The following is a 16819-nucleotide window of genomic DNA, read 5'->3' on the forward strand; positions in this document are numbered from 1 at the left end:
GTCGGTGAGTTCGCATAAAAAAATCCCTCGGCCGTGAGGCATTCGAGGGAGACGCGGGGCCGATCAGGCCATCGCGTCAGTCATCTACTACGAGAATTTCCACGTTCACGCTGATCAGTCTCGTACCGTGCGCCGGAATTATCAAGTGCTGAGACGGCACGTACCAGCATGTGGACGGCCCTCACCACGGCGATGGCACGTAGTCCTTGAGGAAGACGCCGAACAGGTCAGTGCCGGCCTCACCCTGGACGATCGGGTCGTAGACACGCGCGGCCCCGTCGACGAGGTCGAGGGGAGCCTTGAAACCCTCCTCGGCCAAGCGCACTTTGGTCGGGTGCGGGCGCTCGTCGGTGATCCAGCCAGTGTCGACGGCAGTCATGAGGATGCCGTCTTGGTCGAGCATCTCCCCCGCGCTGGTGCGAGTCAGCATGTTGAGCGCAGCCTTCGCCATGTTGGTGTGCGGGTGGCCGGGCCCCTTGTAGCGGCGACTGAACTGGCCCTCCATCGCCGAGACGTTCACGACGTACGTGCGCCGCGCATCTGCTGCGGCCATCGACGGGCGAAGTCGGCTGACGAGGATGAACGGGGCCGTCGTGTTGCAGAGCTGCACCTCGAGCAGCTCGAGGGCATCGACTTCGTGCACGCGCTGCGTCCAGCTGTTGATGTCGACCGTGTCGGGCACCAGTCCCCCGGCGTCGATCCGGTCGAGGTCGGCGGAGCCTGCCGTCAGCGCCATCGCTGTGAGCTCCTCAGCCGTATGGGCGTCACCGGCGAGTACCGGGTGTGAATCGACCGAGCCGACAAGAGCCGCCGGGTGGGCGTCACTGGTGTGGCCGAACGTCAGAAGCTCAGGAAGCGGACCTTCGGGCAGCGGCGCGTTCTCAGCCTCGGCCAGCGGTGCGTACGCGCCGGGTGTGCGTCGTACGGTCTGCGCTGCATTGTTGATCAGGATGTCGAGCGGGCCCAGCGAAGCCACCGAGTCGGCGAGCCCGACGACCTGGGCCGGATCACGCAGGTCGATGCCGACGATGCGCAAGCGATGCAGCCAGTCGGCGCTGTCCGGCATGGCAGTGAACCGGCGTACGGCGTCGTGCGGGAATCGTGTCGTGATGGTCGTGTGGGCGCCGTCTCGCAGAAGGCGCAGCGCGATGTACATACCGATCTTGGCGCGGCCGCCGGTGAGCAGCGCTCGTTTGCCCGTCAGGTCCGTACGCGCATCGCGCTTGGAGCGATTGAGTGCGGCACACTCCGGGCAGAGCTGGTGATAGAACGCGTCGACGACGGTGTACTTCTGCTTGCAGATGTAGCAAGGCCGAGCGACGAGGAGCGTGCCGGCCGTGGCACCAGGTGCGTTGGAGACGAGCGGTATGCCCTCGGTCTCGTCATCGATGCGCGTCGGAGATCCCGTCGCGGTCACCGCGACCACGGCACGATCGGCGGCAGCGACTTGGGCACGCTTGTCGAGGCGACGGTTCTTCTTGACGTTCTTGTAGAACTTCCCGCAGGCCCGTCGCAGTGCGACGTAGTCCGGGTCGTCCTCGATGAGTTGTTCGGCCGCTTTGAGCACCTTCAGTGCAACGGCCAGCTCGTCAGGATCTATGTCAGACATGCATCCCTAGCCACAGACGGCGCCGTCAGCTGCAGAGCTGACGAGCTTGCGGTACTTCGCGAGCACACCGGTCGTGTACTTCGGCGGCATGGGCTCCCAACCGACCTTGCGAGCATCGAGCTCGTCCGGGTCGACCTCAACCTCGAGCGTGCGGTTGGCCATGTCGAGAACGATCGGGTCGCCGTCCTTGACGAACGCGATGGGTCCGCCGTCAACGGCTTCGGGCGCCACGTGTCCGACACAGAGTCCGGTCGTTCCACCGGAGAATCGGCCGTCAGTGAGCAGCAGCACGTCCTTGCCAAGACCCGCGCCCTTGATGGCGCCGGTGATCGCGAGCATCTCGCGCATACCGGGTCCACCTTTGGGGCCTTCGTTGCGGATCACCACGACGTCGTTGGCGACGATGGTGCCGTCTTCGAGGGCGTCCATGGCGGCGCGCTCGCCGTCGAACACCCGAGCCGTACCCCGGAAGACGTCAGAATCGAAGCCCGCGCTCTTAACGACAGCACCTTCGGGGGCGAGCGATCCTCGCAGGATCGTGAGTCCACCGGTCTTGTGGATCGGCTTGTCGAGCGTACGGATGACGTCGCCGTCGAGCTTCTCGGTGATGTTGGACAGGTTCTCGGCCATCGTCTTGCCAGTGACGGTCATGCAATCGCCGTGCATCAGGCCCGCATCGAGCAGCGCCTTCATGATGACGGCGGTGCCGCCGGCCTTGTCGACGTCGTTCATGACATAGCGACCGAACGGCTTGAGGTCGCCCAGGTGCGGCACCTTGTCACCGATGCGGTTGAAGTCCTCAAGCGTCAGTGGCACCTCCGCCTCACGCGCGATCGCGAGCAGGTGGAGCACTGCGTTCGTCGAGCCGCCGAGTGCCATCGTGACGGTGATGGCGTTCTCGAACGCCTCCTTGGTCATGATCTGGCGTGCCGTGATGCCCTTGCGCAGCAGCTCGACGACTGCCTCGCCGGAGGCGATGGCGAACTCGTCGCGGCGGCTGTCGATCGCCGGCGGTGCGGCCGATCCGGGCAGGCTCATACCGAGTGCCTCGGCTGCGGTGGCCATGGTGTTGGCGGTGAACATGCCGCCACAGGCGCCTTCGCCGGGACAGATGGCTCGCTCGATCTTGTCGACTTCTTCGCGGGTGATGAGCCCCTTGATGCAGGCTCCGACTGCCTCGAACGCGTCAATGATCGTGACGTCTTTGCCGTCGACATTGCCCGGCATGATCGAACCGGCATAGAGGAAGACGCTGGCAAGGTCGAGGCGAGCAGCAGCCATCAACATGCCGGGGAGGCTCTTGTCACAGCCGGCGAGCAGGACGGATCCGTCGAGGCGCTCGGCCATCATGACGGTCTCGACCGAGTCGGCGATGATCTCGCGGCTCACCAACGAGAAGTGCATGCCTTCGTGGCCCATGGAGATGCCATCGGACACTGAGATCGTGCCGAACTCGAGTGGGTAGCCACCTCCGCTGTGCACGCCAGTCTTGACCGCCTTGGCCAGCCGGTCGAGCGACAGGTTGCACGGGGTGATCTCGTTCCAGCTCGATGCAACACCAATCTGGGGCTTCTCCCAGTCGTCGTCACCCATGCCTACGGCCCGCAACATGCCGCGTGATGCTGTGGCCTCAAGGCCGTCGGTGACGGTACGGCTGCGCGGTTTGATGTCGATGGGCTTGTCAGATGCCATGAGCCAAGCGTACGACCGCGCTCTCGGCGGTCAGATCGTGGCTAGGCCGGGGCCTAGAACAGTGGGACGAATGCCAGTGCGAGGCCCCAGCTCACGAAGCTCCCGACGAGGACGTACTCAGCGCGCAGGCCCTCGGGCTTGTCGCGTGAGATCTCGGGAAACCGCAGGATACCTTTGGCCGCAACGACGATCGCGATGGCGGCGAGGTTGCCGGTCACGGCACAGCCGAAGACGAACCACCGCTCCAGCGGACCGAGCACACGACCGCCCTGAAGATCGTCCTCCTGCTCAAGCACTCGCGGCCCGGTCAGGGTGAGAACCTCGCGTACGACGACATTTGCGGCGGTGGTGAGGAAAAGGATCACGCCGAGCCCGAGTGCGAAACGATCGAACGGGACGGTCGCGAGTGACGGTATGTCGAGATCGTCATACCAGCCTTGGATCGGCAGGTCATCGAACGAGAGCTGCTCGGACAAAGCGATGAGCACGACGGTGTAGACCGCGAGCAGGGAGATGCCGGCGAATGATTCGCTGCGTGCGCCAACGATCCACGCGAAGACGGCGATAGCGAGCAACGGAGCGAGCCACAGGGTGTTCCAACCCGCGCCGACCAGCAGCAGGCCGACGATCACGACGAGGAAGCCGGAGAAGATCCGCCGACCGATCAGGTCAGCCGCACCGATGGCCGCCAGCAGGACTGCCAAGACGCTCATCGAGGGATCTCCGCGATCGACTCGACCAACACGCTGACACCTGAGCGGTGGCGCTGTGACACCGCAGAAGTCGAGATGCCCTCTTCGTCGGCGATCTGGGCGAGCTTCTTGCCGTCAAGCACGCCCAGCGCAATGCGCCGTTGGCGTCCGTCGAAGTCGCTCACGAGCGAGTCGCGGCACAAGAGATAGGCGTTCACGACATCCCCCTGGTTAGATCCCTCGCGCACGATCCGGGTCCGAAGACCGGGAAGGTGGCGTCCCCTTGCCTTGGCGTCATCAATAGCCTCCCGAGCTGACCACCATGCCTGTCCGTCCTGTGTCAGACCGTACGCGGAGGTGCCGACGATCTCCACCTCTCCCTCGCCGATGCCGAAGCGGCAATCCATGCTTTCGGGCAGCGCAAGCCTCACCAGCACGGTTGCGTAGAGCGCGTCGTGCAGGTTGGCGTACACGCCCTGGAGCTCGTCACCGATCGTCGGCTCGAGCTTTTGGGCTGCTGGGAGCCGCGTGTTCACGGCATCGAGCGCCGCGAGCAGCTGCTGCTGGGCCTCTCCGCGCGACTTCTGTTGACGCGAACCGACCAGATCGCCGATCACGGCGTACTGGAGTCCATCTCCAAGTGAAGTGTTTTGCTTCATTTCTCCATAGTGAAGCCATCTGCTTGATTTTGCAACCTTGAAGCAGATCGCTTCATCCATAGGATGGGTGGGTGACCATCGCTTTTGCCTCCGCTGCCCCCTTCCGCGATCTCGACGACGACCTCCCCCTCCTGCTCAACGCGGCCACACAACGTGGCATCGACGCTGAGATCGCCAACTGGGACGACCCTGCGGTCGACTGGTCCGCGTACGACTCCGTGATCGTCCGCTCGTGCTGGGACTACATCAACCGTCGCGACGAGTTCCTCGCCTGGACCACGTCCGTGTCCAACCTTCACAACAGTCACGACGTGATCAGCTGGAACACCGACAAGATCTACCTCCGCCAGCTCGAAGCAGCAGGCGTACCGATCATCGAGACGCGCTGGGACATCGCACCCGGCGACGCCATCGGTCAGCACGACGAGTGGGTCGTGAAGCCGACCGTCTCCGCAGGCTCAAAGGACACCGCGCGGTGGACGTCTCGCGATGACGTCTATGCGCATTCTGCCGAGCTGGTGGCCGCCGGTCGTACGTCAATGACGCAGCCATACATCGCGTCCGTCGACGACGAGGGCGAGACCGCGATGCTGTTCTTCGGCGGCGCGTTCTCACACGCGATCCGCAAGGGCGCCATCCTGGCCAAGGGCGAAGGCGTACGCCAGGACCGTGACGGACGCGGGGAGAACCCGCTGGCACGCGAACCTTCTGACGCTCAGCACGCGGTCGCCGCGCAGGCTCTCGCTGCAACCGACGAGATCCTCGGGCGCAGCGCCGGGCTGATGTACGCCCGAGTCGATCTGGTGACTGCGGCCGACGGATCGCCGCTGGTCATCGAGCTTGAGCTGACCGAACCAAGCCTGTTCCTGCCCTGGTCCAACGGCGGCGCCGAGCGCCTCGTCGACGCGATTGCGAAGAACCTCTGACCACGACTCAGCCGGGTGCGACAATTCACGGCGTGACCACACCCACCGCGTTCGTGCGCTACTACGACGTCATGAGCACAGACGGGACACGGCTGCGGGCCTGGACCAACGACGCCGAAGGTCCGGTCGTGCTGCTGTCGAACGGCCTCGGCACGAATCCGCACGCGTGGCCCTCCTTGCTCAAGCCGGACTGCGGAGTACGCGTCATCTCGTGGAACCATCGTGGCACCGGCGGCTCGGCGCGACCTGCCGACAACCGGGTCGACCTCGATGCGTTCGTCGAGGACGCGGTGGCTGTCATGGACGACGCCGGTGTCACGACCGCCACCGTCGTCAGTTGGTCGGCAGGCGTCACCGTTGCGTTCGAGCTGGCTGGTCGCTTCCCCGAGCGGGTGAACGGAATCCTTGCGGTGGCTGGCGTGCCCGGCAACACCTTCGCCACGATGCTGGCACCGATCAAGGTGCCACCGTTTGTCGCCAAACGACTCATGATCGGTCTGGCACGTTCCGGCGGGTGGTCAGGTCCTGTGATCGCCCCGATCACCAAGCGCATTCCGTGGACCAATGCGACGGCCAACATGCTGCGCTGGTCACGCTTGATCAACCCGGCGGCCGATGTCGGCGAGCTGCGTACGCTGCTCCAGGAGTTCTGCACGACGCATCCATCCTGGTACGCCAAGCTCGCGATCGGGGTCTCCGAGCACCAGCGGGTTTCCCTGTCATCCATCGCCGTGCCCATCACGTTCCTCTCGGGCAAGTGGGACATGTTGACCGGCACACGGGACATGCTCTCGGCATCCATGCGAGTCGAAGGATCGCGCTATCGCGAGCTGGCGTCGACCCACTTCATCCCGGTCGAGTTCCCCGAAATCGTGATGGAAGAACTCAAAATGCTGCTCGACCGCATCGACGCCTAGGGCACCAACGCACGCTCGGCCGTGAGCACACGTGCGCGACCCTGACTCTTGGCCTTGTAGAGCAGCTGGTCAGCTGCGCTGACAGCGTCTTCGCCGCCTGCTGCAACACCCGCGCTGAACGTGATTCCGGACCCGCGAGCCGCCCACGACTCGGCGAACCGGTCCAGAATGTCGGCAGCTTCCGCCGTGGTCGTCCGCGCGAAGATCACGAGGAACTCCTCGCCTCCGTAGCGGAACACCAGGTCGATCCCGCGGGTGCCGGCTCGCAAGGCGTCGGCAAATTCCATCAGCGCCAGATCTCCGGCAATGTGGCCGTGCGCGTCGTTGAACGCCTTGAAATGATCGATGTCGATCACTGCAACCGCGCTGCTGTCATCCGCGATTTCAAGATGCGCTTCAAGTCGCGAACGGTTCAGCAAGCCCGTGAGCGCGTCGGTGGCGGCCAGCTGCTCAAGTGCGCGCTGCTTGTCGCGCAACTCGCCGAGCAGGCGCGCAGGCACCTCGCTGACGACGAGCCAAACCAGCATCGCAATCGGAAGTCGAACGGCTGCGTCCCGTCCGCTCAGCTCGGTGATGTGAAGGAAGAGCAGCGCCGCGGGAAGCATCAACCACAAGCCGCGACCGCTGGGCTGGGTGATCCCCACGAACTGGAAGGCAAGGACGATCAGACCCACGAGCAGTGCAGCAGAGAAGTCGGAGACGGAATGAAGAACACCCATCGTTGAGCAGGTCGCCACGGGCCAGAGAAGGAGGGTCCACCTTCGTGCGGAGATGCCCGAGCGAGTCAGCAAGGTGAACGCTGCCGTCGCCACCACAGCTGCGCCCACCATCACGCCAACGACCGCGTAGGACATCGCCCCAGTGACAGCTGACGCTGTCACCATGATCACGAGCGCGATGGAGAATCGCAGAGCCCCCCGACGGTGCCACGCCGCGATCTGTCCTGGCTCGTCGATGCCGACTGTCAGCACAGGTCTCCCTCCCTGAACATCACTGTCGAGGCTATCTGGAATCGCCGGAACCGGAGGCGAAATGCTCATATCCTCGAGGCCCGAGTTGCGCCTCCAGGACGCACAAACGCGACCGTGGTCACACAATGCACTCGTTGCACGATCAGGGCAGGTGCACCTGCATCTGGATCATGTTGTGGTCAGACGGGATCGTGCCGATGAATTTGCCAGCCTCGTCTAGCGACATCGCCTGTCGCCACGTCTCGACGCGAATGCCCCGCGACACGTACATGTAGTCGATGTGGGTGCCGACGTCGAACTTGGTGCGCGGCGGTGTGCGGTAGAAGTGATTCGCTGAGTTGTACTGCGCGTTGATCATCGTCTCGGCGATCGCGTTGTCACCCGCGGCCCACGAGGCCTTGGCATTGTCGATGGGGTCGATGTAGCCGGCGCCCACGAACACCGAGTACTGGCCGTTGTAGGGCTGTGCGGAGCGGCTGGAGTTCATGTCGCCCAGGATCACCGTGGGTCGACCGCCGGAGTACGCCTTCGCCAGGTCCCGCACCTGCCGCGCCTGCCGAATGCGCCGGTTGTTGTTGGTGCTGCTCGTCTGCGAGCCCGGCTCGAGGTGGGTCGTGATCGCGAAGAACGACTTGCCGCTCAGCCGATCCCTGAAGACCGCCCACACGGCGTAGCGTCGAGCGTCACCGTACTTGAGGAGCACCTTGACCCCCTTGCTGACGACGGAGAGTCGATCTCGGTTGTACACCAGCTGCGTGCCGCTCGAGGTCGATCCACTGGTGGCGAGGGCGTACGGGCTGCCGAGGAGGGCGAGCAGGTCGGCCCACTGCTTCTTGCCGTTCCCTGCCCACGTCTTGGGAGTCGCCTCGGACAGGCCGATGACGTCAGGCGCGATGCTCAGGATGTTGTCGGCGACGGGTTGACGACGTGCGCCCCAGTCGGCCGTCGAGTAGATCTTGCGGACGTTGTAGCTCGCAATCGACAGGCCCGGCACCGGTGGGTCATCGGTCTGAAGTTGGCTCGATGTGGCGACCTCGGCCTGCGCGGACGGGCCTGTCACGAGTGCAGCGCTCAAGACCAGCGCCGTCATCGTGACAAATGCTCCAGCGCGACGGCGCATTCGTACGACATATGCGTTGCTCATGACAACTGCTCCCTCACAGCAGGACCCTCATCCTGCTCTCCCTGACACCAGTATCGGCGAACTGAAAAGAAATTCCGGCGAATCTGGAAAACCCATCCAGAAGGACTAGTGAGTCAGGTCAACTTCTCGAGGATGAGCTCTCGTACGCGGCCGGCGTCGGCCTGACCGCGCATCTCCTTCATCACCGCTCCGATCAGCGCGCCGGCGACACCGAGGTTGCCGTCGCGGATCTTCTGCGCTGCGTCGGGGTCACCCTCAATGGCTCGATCGACTGCTGCACCGAGTGCACCGTCGTCGGAGACGACCTCGAGGCTGCGCCCGACGATCACCTCTTCAGGCGTGCCCTCGCCGGCGATCACACCGTCGAAGACTGAACGGGCGAGCTTGTCGTTGATCCGACCGGAGTCGATGAGCGCCTGGATCTCGGCAACCTGCGTCGGCGTGATCCCGAGCGCGTCAAGATCCGAGCCGGTCTCGTTGGCACGTCGAGCCATCTCGCCGAGCCACCACTTCTTGGCAGCCTGCGGGGTCGTTCCGGCTTCCACCGTGGCGACGATCAGGTCGAGAGCACCCGCGCCGATCGTGTCGCGCATGTCGAGGTCGGAGAAGCCCCAGTCGGCCTGCAGGCGAGCACGGCGTACGGCCGGCGGCTCGGGCAGAGTCTCGCGCAGCTCCTCAACCCACTCGCGCGACGGCGAGACGGGTGCGAGGTCAGGCTCCGGGAAGTAGCGGTAGTCGTCGGCATCGGACTTCTCGCGACCCGACGAGGTCGTGCCGGTGTCCTCGTGGAAGTGGCGAGTCTCCTGAACGACCTTTCCGCCCTCGTCCAGGATGCCCGCGTGACGCGAGACCTCGTACCGTACGGCGCGCTCGACCGACCGGAACGAGTTGACGTTCTTGGTCTCCGAACGGGTTCCGAGAGTGTCCGAGCCCTTGGGCTTGAGGGACAGGTTGACGTCGGCGCGCAGCGAGCCCTGGTCCATGCGGACGTCGGACACGCCGAGACCACCGATCAGGTCGCGAACGTACGAGACGTAAGCGCGGGCAACCGCGGGTGCCTTGTCGGCGGGCACCTCGATCGTGCGGGTGACGATCTCGATCAGCGGGATGCCGGCACGGTTGTAGTCGACCAGCGAGTAGTCGGCGCCGTGGATGCGACCTGTTGAGCCACCGACGTGCAGTGACTTGCCGGTGTCTTCTTCCATGTGGGCGCGCTCGATCTCGATCCGGTAGGTCTCACCGTCGACCTCGACCTCGACGAAGCCGTCGAACGCGATCGGTTCGTCGTACTGCGACGTCTGGAAGTTCTTGGGCATGTCGGGATAGAAGTAGTTCTTGCGCGCGAAGCGACACCACTCGGCGATCTCGCAGTTGAGCGCGAGACCCATACGGATCGCGGACTCAACGGCTTTGGCGTTCACGACCGGCAGCGCGCCCGGCAATGCGAGGCATACAGGGCACGTCTGTGTGTTGGGCTCAGCGCCGAACTCGGTCGGGCAACCGCAGAACATCTTGGTCGCGGTGTTGAGCTCGATGTGGATCTCGAGACCCATCACCGGGTCGTAGCGCTCGATGGCCTCGTCGAACGGGACAAGTGTCTCTGTCATCGGGCCGCCTCCAGCTCGGGAGCCTGGGCAAGCAACTGTCCGCCCCACTTCTCCTCGAGGAGTCGTTCGAGCGCTGCACCAGCGTTGTAGAGCCGGTCGTCGGCCTTCTGCGGGGCGAGGAACTGCAATCCAACCGGGAGGCCGTCCTCGTCGGCGAGGCCGATCGGGAGCGAGAGCCCGGGGATGCCCACCAGGTTGGCGGGGATCGTTGCAACGTCCTGCAGGTACATCGACAGCGGGTCGTCAAGCTTGGCGCCCAGCTCGAATGCGGTTGTCGGCGACGTCGGCGAGACCAGCACGTCGACCTTGGCGAACGCGGCGGCGAAGTCGGAGGCGATGAGCGTGCGTACCTTCTGTGCCGAGCCGTAGTAGGCGTCGTAATAGCCACTGGAGAGCGCATACGTACCCAGGATGATGCGGCGCTTGACCTCATCACCGAAGCCGGCGTCGCGGCTCGAGGCCATGACCTGCTCAGCGCTCGGATCGTCAGCACCAGCGGGAGGAACCCGTACGCCGTAACGCATCGCGTCGAAGCGGGCGAGGTTGCTGCTCGCCTCGCTCGGCATCACGAGGTAGTAGGCGGCGAGGGCGTGCTCGAGGCTTGGCAGCGAGACCTCGACGACCTCTGCACCGGCACCGGTCAGCAGCGCAACAGCCTCGTCGAAGCGGGCGCGTACGCCGGGCTGGAAGCCTTCGCCGCCGAGCTCGGTGATGATGCCGACCTTGAGGCCCTTGACGTCAGCCTTGCGTGCAGCGGCGACGACCGCAGGAACGGCCTCGTCGATGCTCGTCGAGTCGCACGGATCGTGTCCGCCGATGAGCTCGTGCAGCAGTGCTGCGTCGAGCACTGAGCGGGTGACCGGGCCGGCCTGGTCGAGACTGCTCGCCAGGGCGACGAGTCCGTAACGACTCACTCCGCCGTACGTCGGCTTCACGCCGACGGTGCCGGTGAGGGCGCCGGGCTGCCGGATCGAGCCGCCGGTGTCGGTGCCGATCGCCAGAGGCGCCTCGAAGGCGGCGACGGCGGCGGCGGAGCCACCACCCGAGCCACCGGGGCTGCGCGTGGTGTCCCAGGGGTTGAAGGTCGGACCGTATGCGGAGTGCTCGGTCGACGAGCCCATTGCGAACTCGTCCATGTTGGTCTTGCCGAGGATCGGCAGACCGGCGGCTTTGATGCGCTGCGTGATCGTGGCGTCGTACGGCGGGATCCAGCCGTCGAGGATCGCCGAGCCACATGTCGTGGGCAGACCGATGGTCGCGACGATGTCCTTGACCGCAATCGGTACGCCGGCGAGGGCGTGCAGCTTCTCGCCCTTGGCGCGACGGGCGTCGATGTCCGCGGCCGTGGCGAGGGCACCTTCGGCGTCGACGTGCAGGAACGCGTGAAGTGCGCCGTCAACAGCAGCAATGCGGTCAAGGTGGCTAGTTGTCAGCTCAGCTGAAGACAGCTCCCGCCCTGCGAGTGCCTGAGCCATTTCATTGGCTGAAAGACGCGTGCTCATTCTTCACCCAGAATCTTGGGAACGCCGAAGCGGCCCTGGTCCGACGCCGGCGCCATGGCAAGTGCCTCATCCTGCGTCAGGCTCGGTCGTACGACGTCCTCACGGAACACGTTGTTGACCGGAACCGGGTGACTCATCGCTTCGACGTCGTCTCCAACAGCCTGCTGGACGGCAGCGACGTACTCGAGAATCGACGGCAGCTCGGTGGCGAGATGGTCGAGCTCGGCGTCACTCAGGTCGATGCGCGCGAGGCCGGCGAGATGGGCGACATCGGCGCGCGAGATGCCCAAGGGCTCTGACATACAAATCCTTGCGAAAGTCGGTTGGGGGTACTGATCCATCCTAGGCGGCGGGCCAGACCTGAAAGGATGCAGCATGACCTCTGAGCGCATCTCCCAGTTCAGCAACGGCCGCTACACGTTCGACGTGATCGACAGCGGACCGCTGGACGGCACTCCCGTTGTCCTTTTGCACGGTTTCCCACAGCGCGCTTCCGCATGGAACTCCGTTGCCGCGCACTTGCACGAGCGCGGGTTGCGGACGTACGCGCCCGATCAGCGGGGCTACTCCCCCGGCGCCCGACCGCGGACGCGCTGGGGCTACCGCTTCTCGCAGCTGAAGGCCGACATCGTCACACTCATCGAGGAGATCGGTGGCCCCGTGCACCTCGTCGGCCACGACTGGGGTGCAGGGCTCGCCTGGCCTGTCGCCGCTGAGCGACCTGACCTCGTGTCCTCCCTGACTGCGGTCTCCGTTCCGCACCCCACCGCATTCATGCGCTCGATGGTCACCAGCAACCAGCTGCTGAAGTCCTACTACATGGGCCTGTTTCAGCTGCCGGTCGTTCCCGAGCTGGTGATGAAGCAGAAGTCGGCCTCGGCGGCCAAGGCGTTGCGCAAGGCCGGGATGACGCAGGAGATGGTGGAGATCTACCGAAGGGACATCGTCGACTACGGTGCGCTCACCGGGGGGCTCGGCTGGTATCGCGGGCTCGCATTCAGCAGGCCAGGCGCAGTCGGCGGCAAGATCACCGTCCCCACGACGATGGTGTGGAGCGACGACGACGTGGCACTGGGCCGCAAGGGTGTTGACCTCACCGAGGGCTACGTCACTGGCCCGTACGAGCTCGACGTGTACAAGGGACACACGCACTGGCTGCTCGACGAGGCGCCCGAGCGGCTCGCGGAGAGCATCGCCAAGCGCATCGGCGTCTAGTCGGGGGCGGGAGCCAGGTGCGCGTGAACGTGCGACACCGCGCCCGCGCCTTCACCACTGGCTGACGCGACACGCTTCATCGAACCCGAGCGGATGTCGCCTGCCGCAAAGATGCCTGGCACTGTCGTCTCCAACGGCGCCGGCGGCAGCCCGTCGGACCACATTTCCCTGGGCACGTCGCGTCCGGTCAGGATGAACCCGTTCTCATCGCGCGCCACCTCGTCAGGCAGCCAGTCGCATCCGGGCTCGGCACCGAGCAGCAGGAACAGCCCGTCGGCCGCGACGCGCTCGACGCCGTCGGACTCGAGATCGATCCATTCGAGTCGACCCTCGCCGCCGCCGTCGACGATGCGCGTACCGGTGCGCACCCGGATGCTGCGGTGTGTGGCGATCTCGTTGACGAGATAGGCCGACATCGTCTCCTCGAGGGTCGGCCGCCGTACGACGATCGTCACGCTTCGCGCGAATCGGGCGAGGTGGATCGCCGCCTGTCCCGAAGAGTTTCCGCCGCCAACGACGAAGACGTCTCGGCCTTCCATCTCGCGCGCAACGCTTGTCGCAGCGCCATAGTGCACGCCGAGACCGACCAAGTCCTCGAGCGCGGGTACACCGAGACGTCGGTAGCGGACACCGCACGCGATCAACACGGAGCGCGCTCGTATGACGCCGTCCTCGTGCGCGACCTCGTGCACGTCTCCGACGGTGAGGCCCTCGACGGGGCGGCCGGTGTAGATGCGGGCCCCGAATCGAGTGGCTTGCAGGCGAGCACGGAAAGCCAGGCGCATACCCGAGATCCCGCGTGGGAAGCCGAGGTAGTTGCGGATCATCGAGCTGGTGCCAGCCTGCCCGCCAACCGCCTCTGACTCGAAGACGATGGTCTGCAGGCCTTCGGACGCGCCATAAACGGCGGCGGCGAGACCCGCCGGCCCTGAGCCGATCACGACGAGGTCAGCGACGTAGTCGTCGCCGAGATCAGCTGGCGAGCCATAGAACGAGCTGGCCACCAGATGCTCGTTCGCTGCCGTCAAGGGCGGACGGGCGAACGCCTTCACGATCGGCAGCTCTGCGCCTTCGCCAGCTTCGGCGAGCAGTTCGAGACCGACCTCGCTGTCCGGGAGGTAGCGGCTCCACGGCACCCCCATACGGTCGAGGAAGTCGCGAATGCCGGAGACGGCGGGCTGGCGGCCGTCATCGACGATGCGCACACCGACAACTTCGGGCGTCGACGTCGTCGTGGCCCACTCGGAGAGGTACTCGGCGATCGCGGTGTGGAACTCCTCGTCCCGTGGGCCCTGCGGGATGAGCAGGTACGTGTCGAGTCGCCCGACCGCGAGCGCCGGCCGCAGCTCCTCGAGGGACGCCTGGAAAGAACTGAACGGCGTGAGCACGATTCGGCGGCTGCTCGGCGACACGTTGCGCAGCACGTCGAGGACGTCGACCGCGTCGATTTCGAGGTCGAAGTCGACGCAGATCAGTGCGATCGGCTGTCCGTCGACGATGACCGATGCCGCGTAGTCGGTGACGGTCAGGACATCGGTCACGATGCGGACGTCGTAGTCGCGTGCGTAGCGGCTCGAGAACTCGTCGGCGAGCACCGCGCGGCTCGTCTCCGTCACGACGAGCAGGATCACCGGCTTCGGTCGCGGCGTCTCGGTCATAGCGAGAAAGTACAGGACTCTAGGCTGCTGCCATGACCACTCAGCCGACCATTGGTGCCCGGGACCTGATCGCCTTCGCATGTGAGCTCGCGATGCTTGCCCTGCTCGTCGCAGCAGGTCACGGAATGGTGTCGGGTTGGCGCGGCTGGGCCCTCGGCATCTTCTTGGCTCTCGTCGCGATCGCGTTCTGGTCGCAACGAATGGCACCGACTGCGGCTCGGCGCCTGCCCAACCCGCAACGGTTCATCGCACAGGTCCTGCTTTTCGCCACGACTGCCTTGTACGCCGCCGCCGGCGGATTGGCCTGGTGGGGCATCGGCTTCGCCATCATCGCCACTGCCGCCTTCGCCTCCCGCCTCCGCACTGATCCCTAGCCAAGCCCGGAGGCCCAATACAACTAGTCAGATTTCGGCGCGGTCACTGAGTGCGCGGCGTCATTTCCGCCTCTGTGCGTCGCTTGATAGGCCGCGACCAGCAGCAGCAAGACCAAGAGTCCAACGATGACTTTCACCATCAGCGGGCAGACTCCTCCCGCCTAGCGATCGCTCGGTCCAGTTCGGCTACAACACCGCGAAGCCGGTCCCTGCCGGCGGCGTCCAACGGGTGCGCATCGTCGACTGTCCGCTGCTGAGACTCCCGGAGTTCGAGTACAAACGCCTGTTGCTCGGAAGTCCACAGCGAAGGCTCGGCGAGCAATTCAGCCAAGGCCGCGTAATCCTGATCGTCAGGCATAGATCACACACTAGTGACTTGCGACCTTCACGAGGGACCGGCAAGCCGCGAACTCCCAATGCACCTAGTCGACGCTTGTCCCGACGATGAGCCAGGCCATCACCAACGCAGCCGCTATCGCCATCGCACCGACGATGGCCAGAAGCGAGAGCCATACAAGAATTGTCCCACGGAGAGGCCGTTTGGCTGGATACGAATCAGCGCCATCGTGGCCTTCGTGCGTCTGCATGCGCTGAGACTACAGACGGACAGGCCTCACGTGTCGGTGGCAGGCAAGCCCGCTTGTGTTCACCTATTGGCGGAGGTGGCCGGGTTGGTTGCGTTGTAGCAGGGGTGGTGGGTCGCTGCGATAGGTGTGTCCTGTTGGTGTCTGCCAGATGGTGGCCCTGCCCACGGATGTGACTCTCCATCCAGGCAGCGACTTCATGGAGTGGGACCATTTGCAGACCCCCTGACCATTGCTTGCGGTTGATACGCCACCCCGCGAGTGGTCGTGGATGTGGTCGTCGTCGCGGATACGTGCGTCGCAGCCGGGCATCCGACAGATCTGGTCGCGGGTCCGGATGTATCGCCGGGTTGGGGAGTCGAAGCGGCGGCGGCGTGGTTCGCGGACGATGAGGGTGCCGTCGACCGGGTCGGTCAGCAGTCGACGGATCGAAACGGTAGGTGCGTGGGCGATGAGGTCGTCCGACACGTCGGGCGAGATCGGTCCGTAGCCGACGAGATCGACCGGTTCGCCGTCTTGTCCGAGCATGGTGGGTGCGTCCATGACGAGCTGGATCTCGACATCGATCGCATCAGCGTGGGCCACTCCGGTGACTCGTTCGACCAGGGTCTGGGCCATGATCTGACCTATCGTGCGCTCATCACCGGCAGAGCGGAGTCCACGCGCCCACGAGTCGAGCGCGTTGTGAGCGGCGAGCACCTGCTCGGCCGCTCCACGCACTTGCAGGATCGCAACACCATCGGTGTCGGGGAACATCGTCACCCGCTGGTCGGCCCGGTTGCGTTCGGCACGCTCGCGAGCGGCCTCGACATCGATCCGCACCACCTCACGGCGGGCCGCCTTGGCGGCCTTCTTCGCTGTCAGACCCGGCAGATGTGGAGCGATCTCACCGTCGAACATGACCGAGTCATCGACGGCTAGGCACACCGACTCGTTGACGACAGCCTGAGCAACAGCCTGCGGAATCGTGCCGTCAGCGAACAGTTCCGCAACCCGCGGAAGACGCTTGAGTCCAAGCGCCAGACCAACCTGGGTCCCAGCAGCTGACGGTCCGACGTTGCGAGCCATCGCAATCTCGCCGATCACCGAAAGCGTCGGGTCACCACGACCCATACCCATCGACTCGGACCGTTCGTCGTGGAGGGCCGCGATCTGGGCAACCATCTCAGCCTGGGTCGCTCGATTCAGCCGCTCCAACGCCACGATCGCGTCAATGCGCGCAGCACCAAACTTGAGCTCTGATTCAGCCTCGAAATCGTGAGCGCGGAC

Annotated in this window: 17 protein-coding genes; 4 read left to right on the forward strand and 13 right to left on the reverse strand. The window is 65.1% G+C overall.

The annotated features are described in order from the left end of the window. Positions 1 to 181 precede the first annotated feature (181 nt). From V6M39_RS04770 to V6M39_RS04785, 4 genes are read right to left on the reverse strand one after another with little or no spacing between them, the layout of a single operon-like run. Positions 182 to 1609, reverse strand: a complete 1428-nt coding sequence (locus V6M39_RS04770) for an SDR family NAD(P)-dependent oxidoreductase (RefSeq protein ID WP_332642579.1) — start codon at positions 1607 to 1609, stop codon at positions 182 to 184. A 6-nt stretch (positions 1610 to 1615) separates the two neighbouring features. Next, positions 1616 to 3301, reverse strand: a complete 1686-nt coding sequence (gene ilvD, locus V6M39_RS04775; protein WP_332642580.1) for a dihydroxy-acid dehydratase — start codon at positions 3299 to 3301, stop codon at positions 1616 to 1618. Positions 3302 to 3354: 53 nt separating this feature from the next. Beyond that, positions 3355 to 4014 carry a hypothetical protein gene (locus V6M39_RS04780; RefSeq protein ID WP_332642581.1) on the reverse strand — a complete coding sequence of 220 codons (660 nt, stop codon included), beginning with the start codon at positions 4012 to 4014 and terminating at the stop codon, positions 3355 to 3357. Next, positions 4011 to 4652: a SatD family protein gene (locus tag V6M39_RS04785; protein ID WP_332642582.1), complete on the reverse strand. Its 642-nt coding sequence runs from the start codon at positions 4650 to 4652 to the stop codon at positions 4011 to 4013. The genes V6M39_RS04780 and V6M39_RS04785 overlap by 4 nt, the downstream gene beginning before the upstream one ends. 71 nt (positions 4653 to 4723) lie before the next feature. Between V6M39_RS04785 and V6M39_RS04790 the strand changes: the two genes are divergently transcribed. Both V6M39_RS04790 and V6M39_RS04795 read left to right on the forward strand, forming a co-directional pair. Beyond that, positions 4724 to 5578, forward strand: a complete 855-nt coding sequence (locus tag V6M39_RS04790; protein ID WP_332642583.1) for an ATP-grasp domain-containing protein — start codon at positions 4724 to 4726, stop codon at positions 5576 to 5578. Between the two features lie 32 nt (positions 5579 to 5610). Continuing rightward, complete coding sequence (locus tag V6M39_RS04795; RefSeq protein WP_332642584.1) at positions 5611 to 6495, forward strand: alpha/beta fold hydrolase; 885 nt, start codon at positions 5611 to 5613, stop codon at positions 6493 to 6495. Here the strand turns inward: V6M39_RS04795 and V6M39_RS04800 are convergent. From V6M39_RS04800 to gatC, 5 genes are all read right to left on the reverse strand, one after another. After that, positions 6492 to 7466, reverse strand: coding sequence for a GGDEF domain-containing protein (locus V6M39_RS04800; protein ID WP_332642585.1), 975 nt, complete (start codon positions 7464 to 7466; stop codon positions 6492 to 6494). The two genes, V6M39_RS04795 and V6M39_RS04800, sit on opposite strands and share 4 nt — an antisense overlap. A 142-nt stretch (positions 7467 to 7608) precedes the next feature. Beyond that, on the reverse strand, positions 7609 to 8610 hold the full coding sequence (locus tag V6M39_RS04805; RefSeq protein WP_332642586.1) for an endonuclease/exonuclease/phosphatase family protein: 1002 nt from the start codon (positions 8608 to 8610) through the stop codon (positions 7609 to 7611). A gap of 113 nt (positions 8611 to 8723) precedes the next feature. Next, positions 8724 to 10217 (reverse strand): Asp-tRNA(Asn)/Glu-tRNA(Gln) amidotransferase subunit GatB, encoded by a 1494-nt coding sequence (gene gatB / locus V6M39_RS04810; RefSeq protein ID WP_332642587.1) that lies wholly within the window; start codon positions 10215 to 10217, stop codon positions 8724 to 8726. Continuing rightward, positions 10214 to 11719: an Asp-tRNA(Asn)/Glu-tRNA(Gln) amidotransferase subunit GatA gene (gene gatA / locus V6M39_RS04815; protein ID WP_332642589.1), complete on the reverse strand. Its 1506-nt coding sequence runs from the start codon at positions 11717 to 11719 to the stop codon at positions 10214 to 10216. The genes gatB and gatA overlap by 4 nt, the downstream gene beginning before the upstream one ends. Then, positions 11716 to 12021, reverse strand: a complete 306-nt coding sequence (gene gatC, locus V6M39_RS04820; protein ID WP_332642590.1) for an Asp-tRNA(Asn)/Glu-tRNA(Gln) amidotransferase subunit GatC — start codon at positions 12019 to 12021, stop codon at positions 11716 to 11718. Before gatC ends, gatA begins: the two co-directional genes overlap by 4 nt. 73 nt (positions 12022 to 12094) lie before the next feature. On the opposite strand from gatC, the gene V6M39_RS04825 reads away from it, so the two are divergent. Continuing rightward, a complete protein-coding gene (locus tag V6M39_RS04825) occupies positions 12095 to 12934 on the forward strand; it encodes an alpha/beta fold hydrolase (protein WP_332642591.1) in 840 nt (279 codons plus the stop codon). Here V6M39_RS04825 and V6M39_RS04830 read toward each other — a convergent pair. Next, the gene (locus V6M39_RS04830; protein ID WP_332642592.1) at positions 12931 to 14592 is read right to left on the reverse strand and encodes an FAD-dependent oxidoreductase; all 1662 of its coding nucleotides are present in this window, start codon (positions 14590 to 14592) and stop codon (positions 12931 to 12933) included. The two genes, V6M39_RS04825 and V6M39_RS04830, sit on opposite strands and share 4 nt — an antisense overlap. Positions 14593 to 14624: 32 nt before the next feature. On the opposite strand from V6M39_RS04830, the gene V6M39_RS04835 reads away from it, so the two are divergent. Then, complete coding sequence (locus V6M39_RS04835) at positions 14625 to 14966, forward strand: YrdB family protein (protein ID WP_332642594.1); 342 nt, start codon at positions 14625 to 14627, stop codon at positions 14964 to 14966. Positions 14967 to 15105: 139 nt separating this feature from the next. Here V6M39_RS04835 and V6M39_RS04840 read toward each other — a convergent pair whose 3' ends face one another. From V6M39_RS04840 to V6M39_RS04850, 3 genes are all read right to left on the reverse strand, one after another. Continuing rightward, positions 15106 to 15324, reverse strand: a complete 219-nt coding sequence (locus V6M39_RS04840) for a hypothetical protein (protein WP_332642595.1) — start codon at positions 15322 to 15324, stop codon at positions 15106 to 15108. A gap of 64 nt (positions 15325 to 15388) precedes the next feature. Then, entirely contained in the window at positions 15389 to 15553 is a 165-nt protein-coding gene (locus V6M39_RS04845; RefSeq protein ID WP_332642596.1) for a hypothetical protein, read from the reverse strand. 63 nt (positions 15554 to 15616) lie between these two features. Then, positions 15617 to 16819: HNH endonuclease (locus tag V6M39_RS04850; protein WP_332642597.1), on the reverse strand; the 1203-nt coding region annotated here is incomplete at its 5' end.

This window comes from Aeromicrobium sp. (genome assembly GCF_036675695.1).
Taxonomy (GTDB): domain Bacteria; phylum Actinomycetota; class Actinomycetes; order Propionibacteriales; family Nocardioidaceae; genus Aeromicrobium.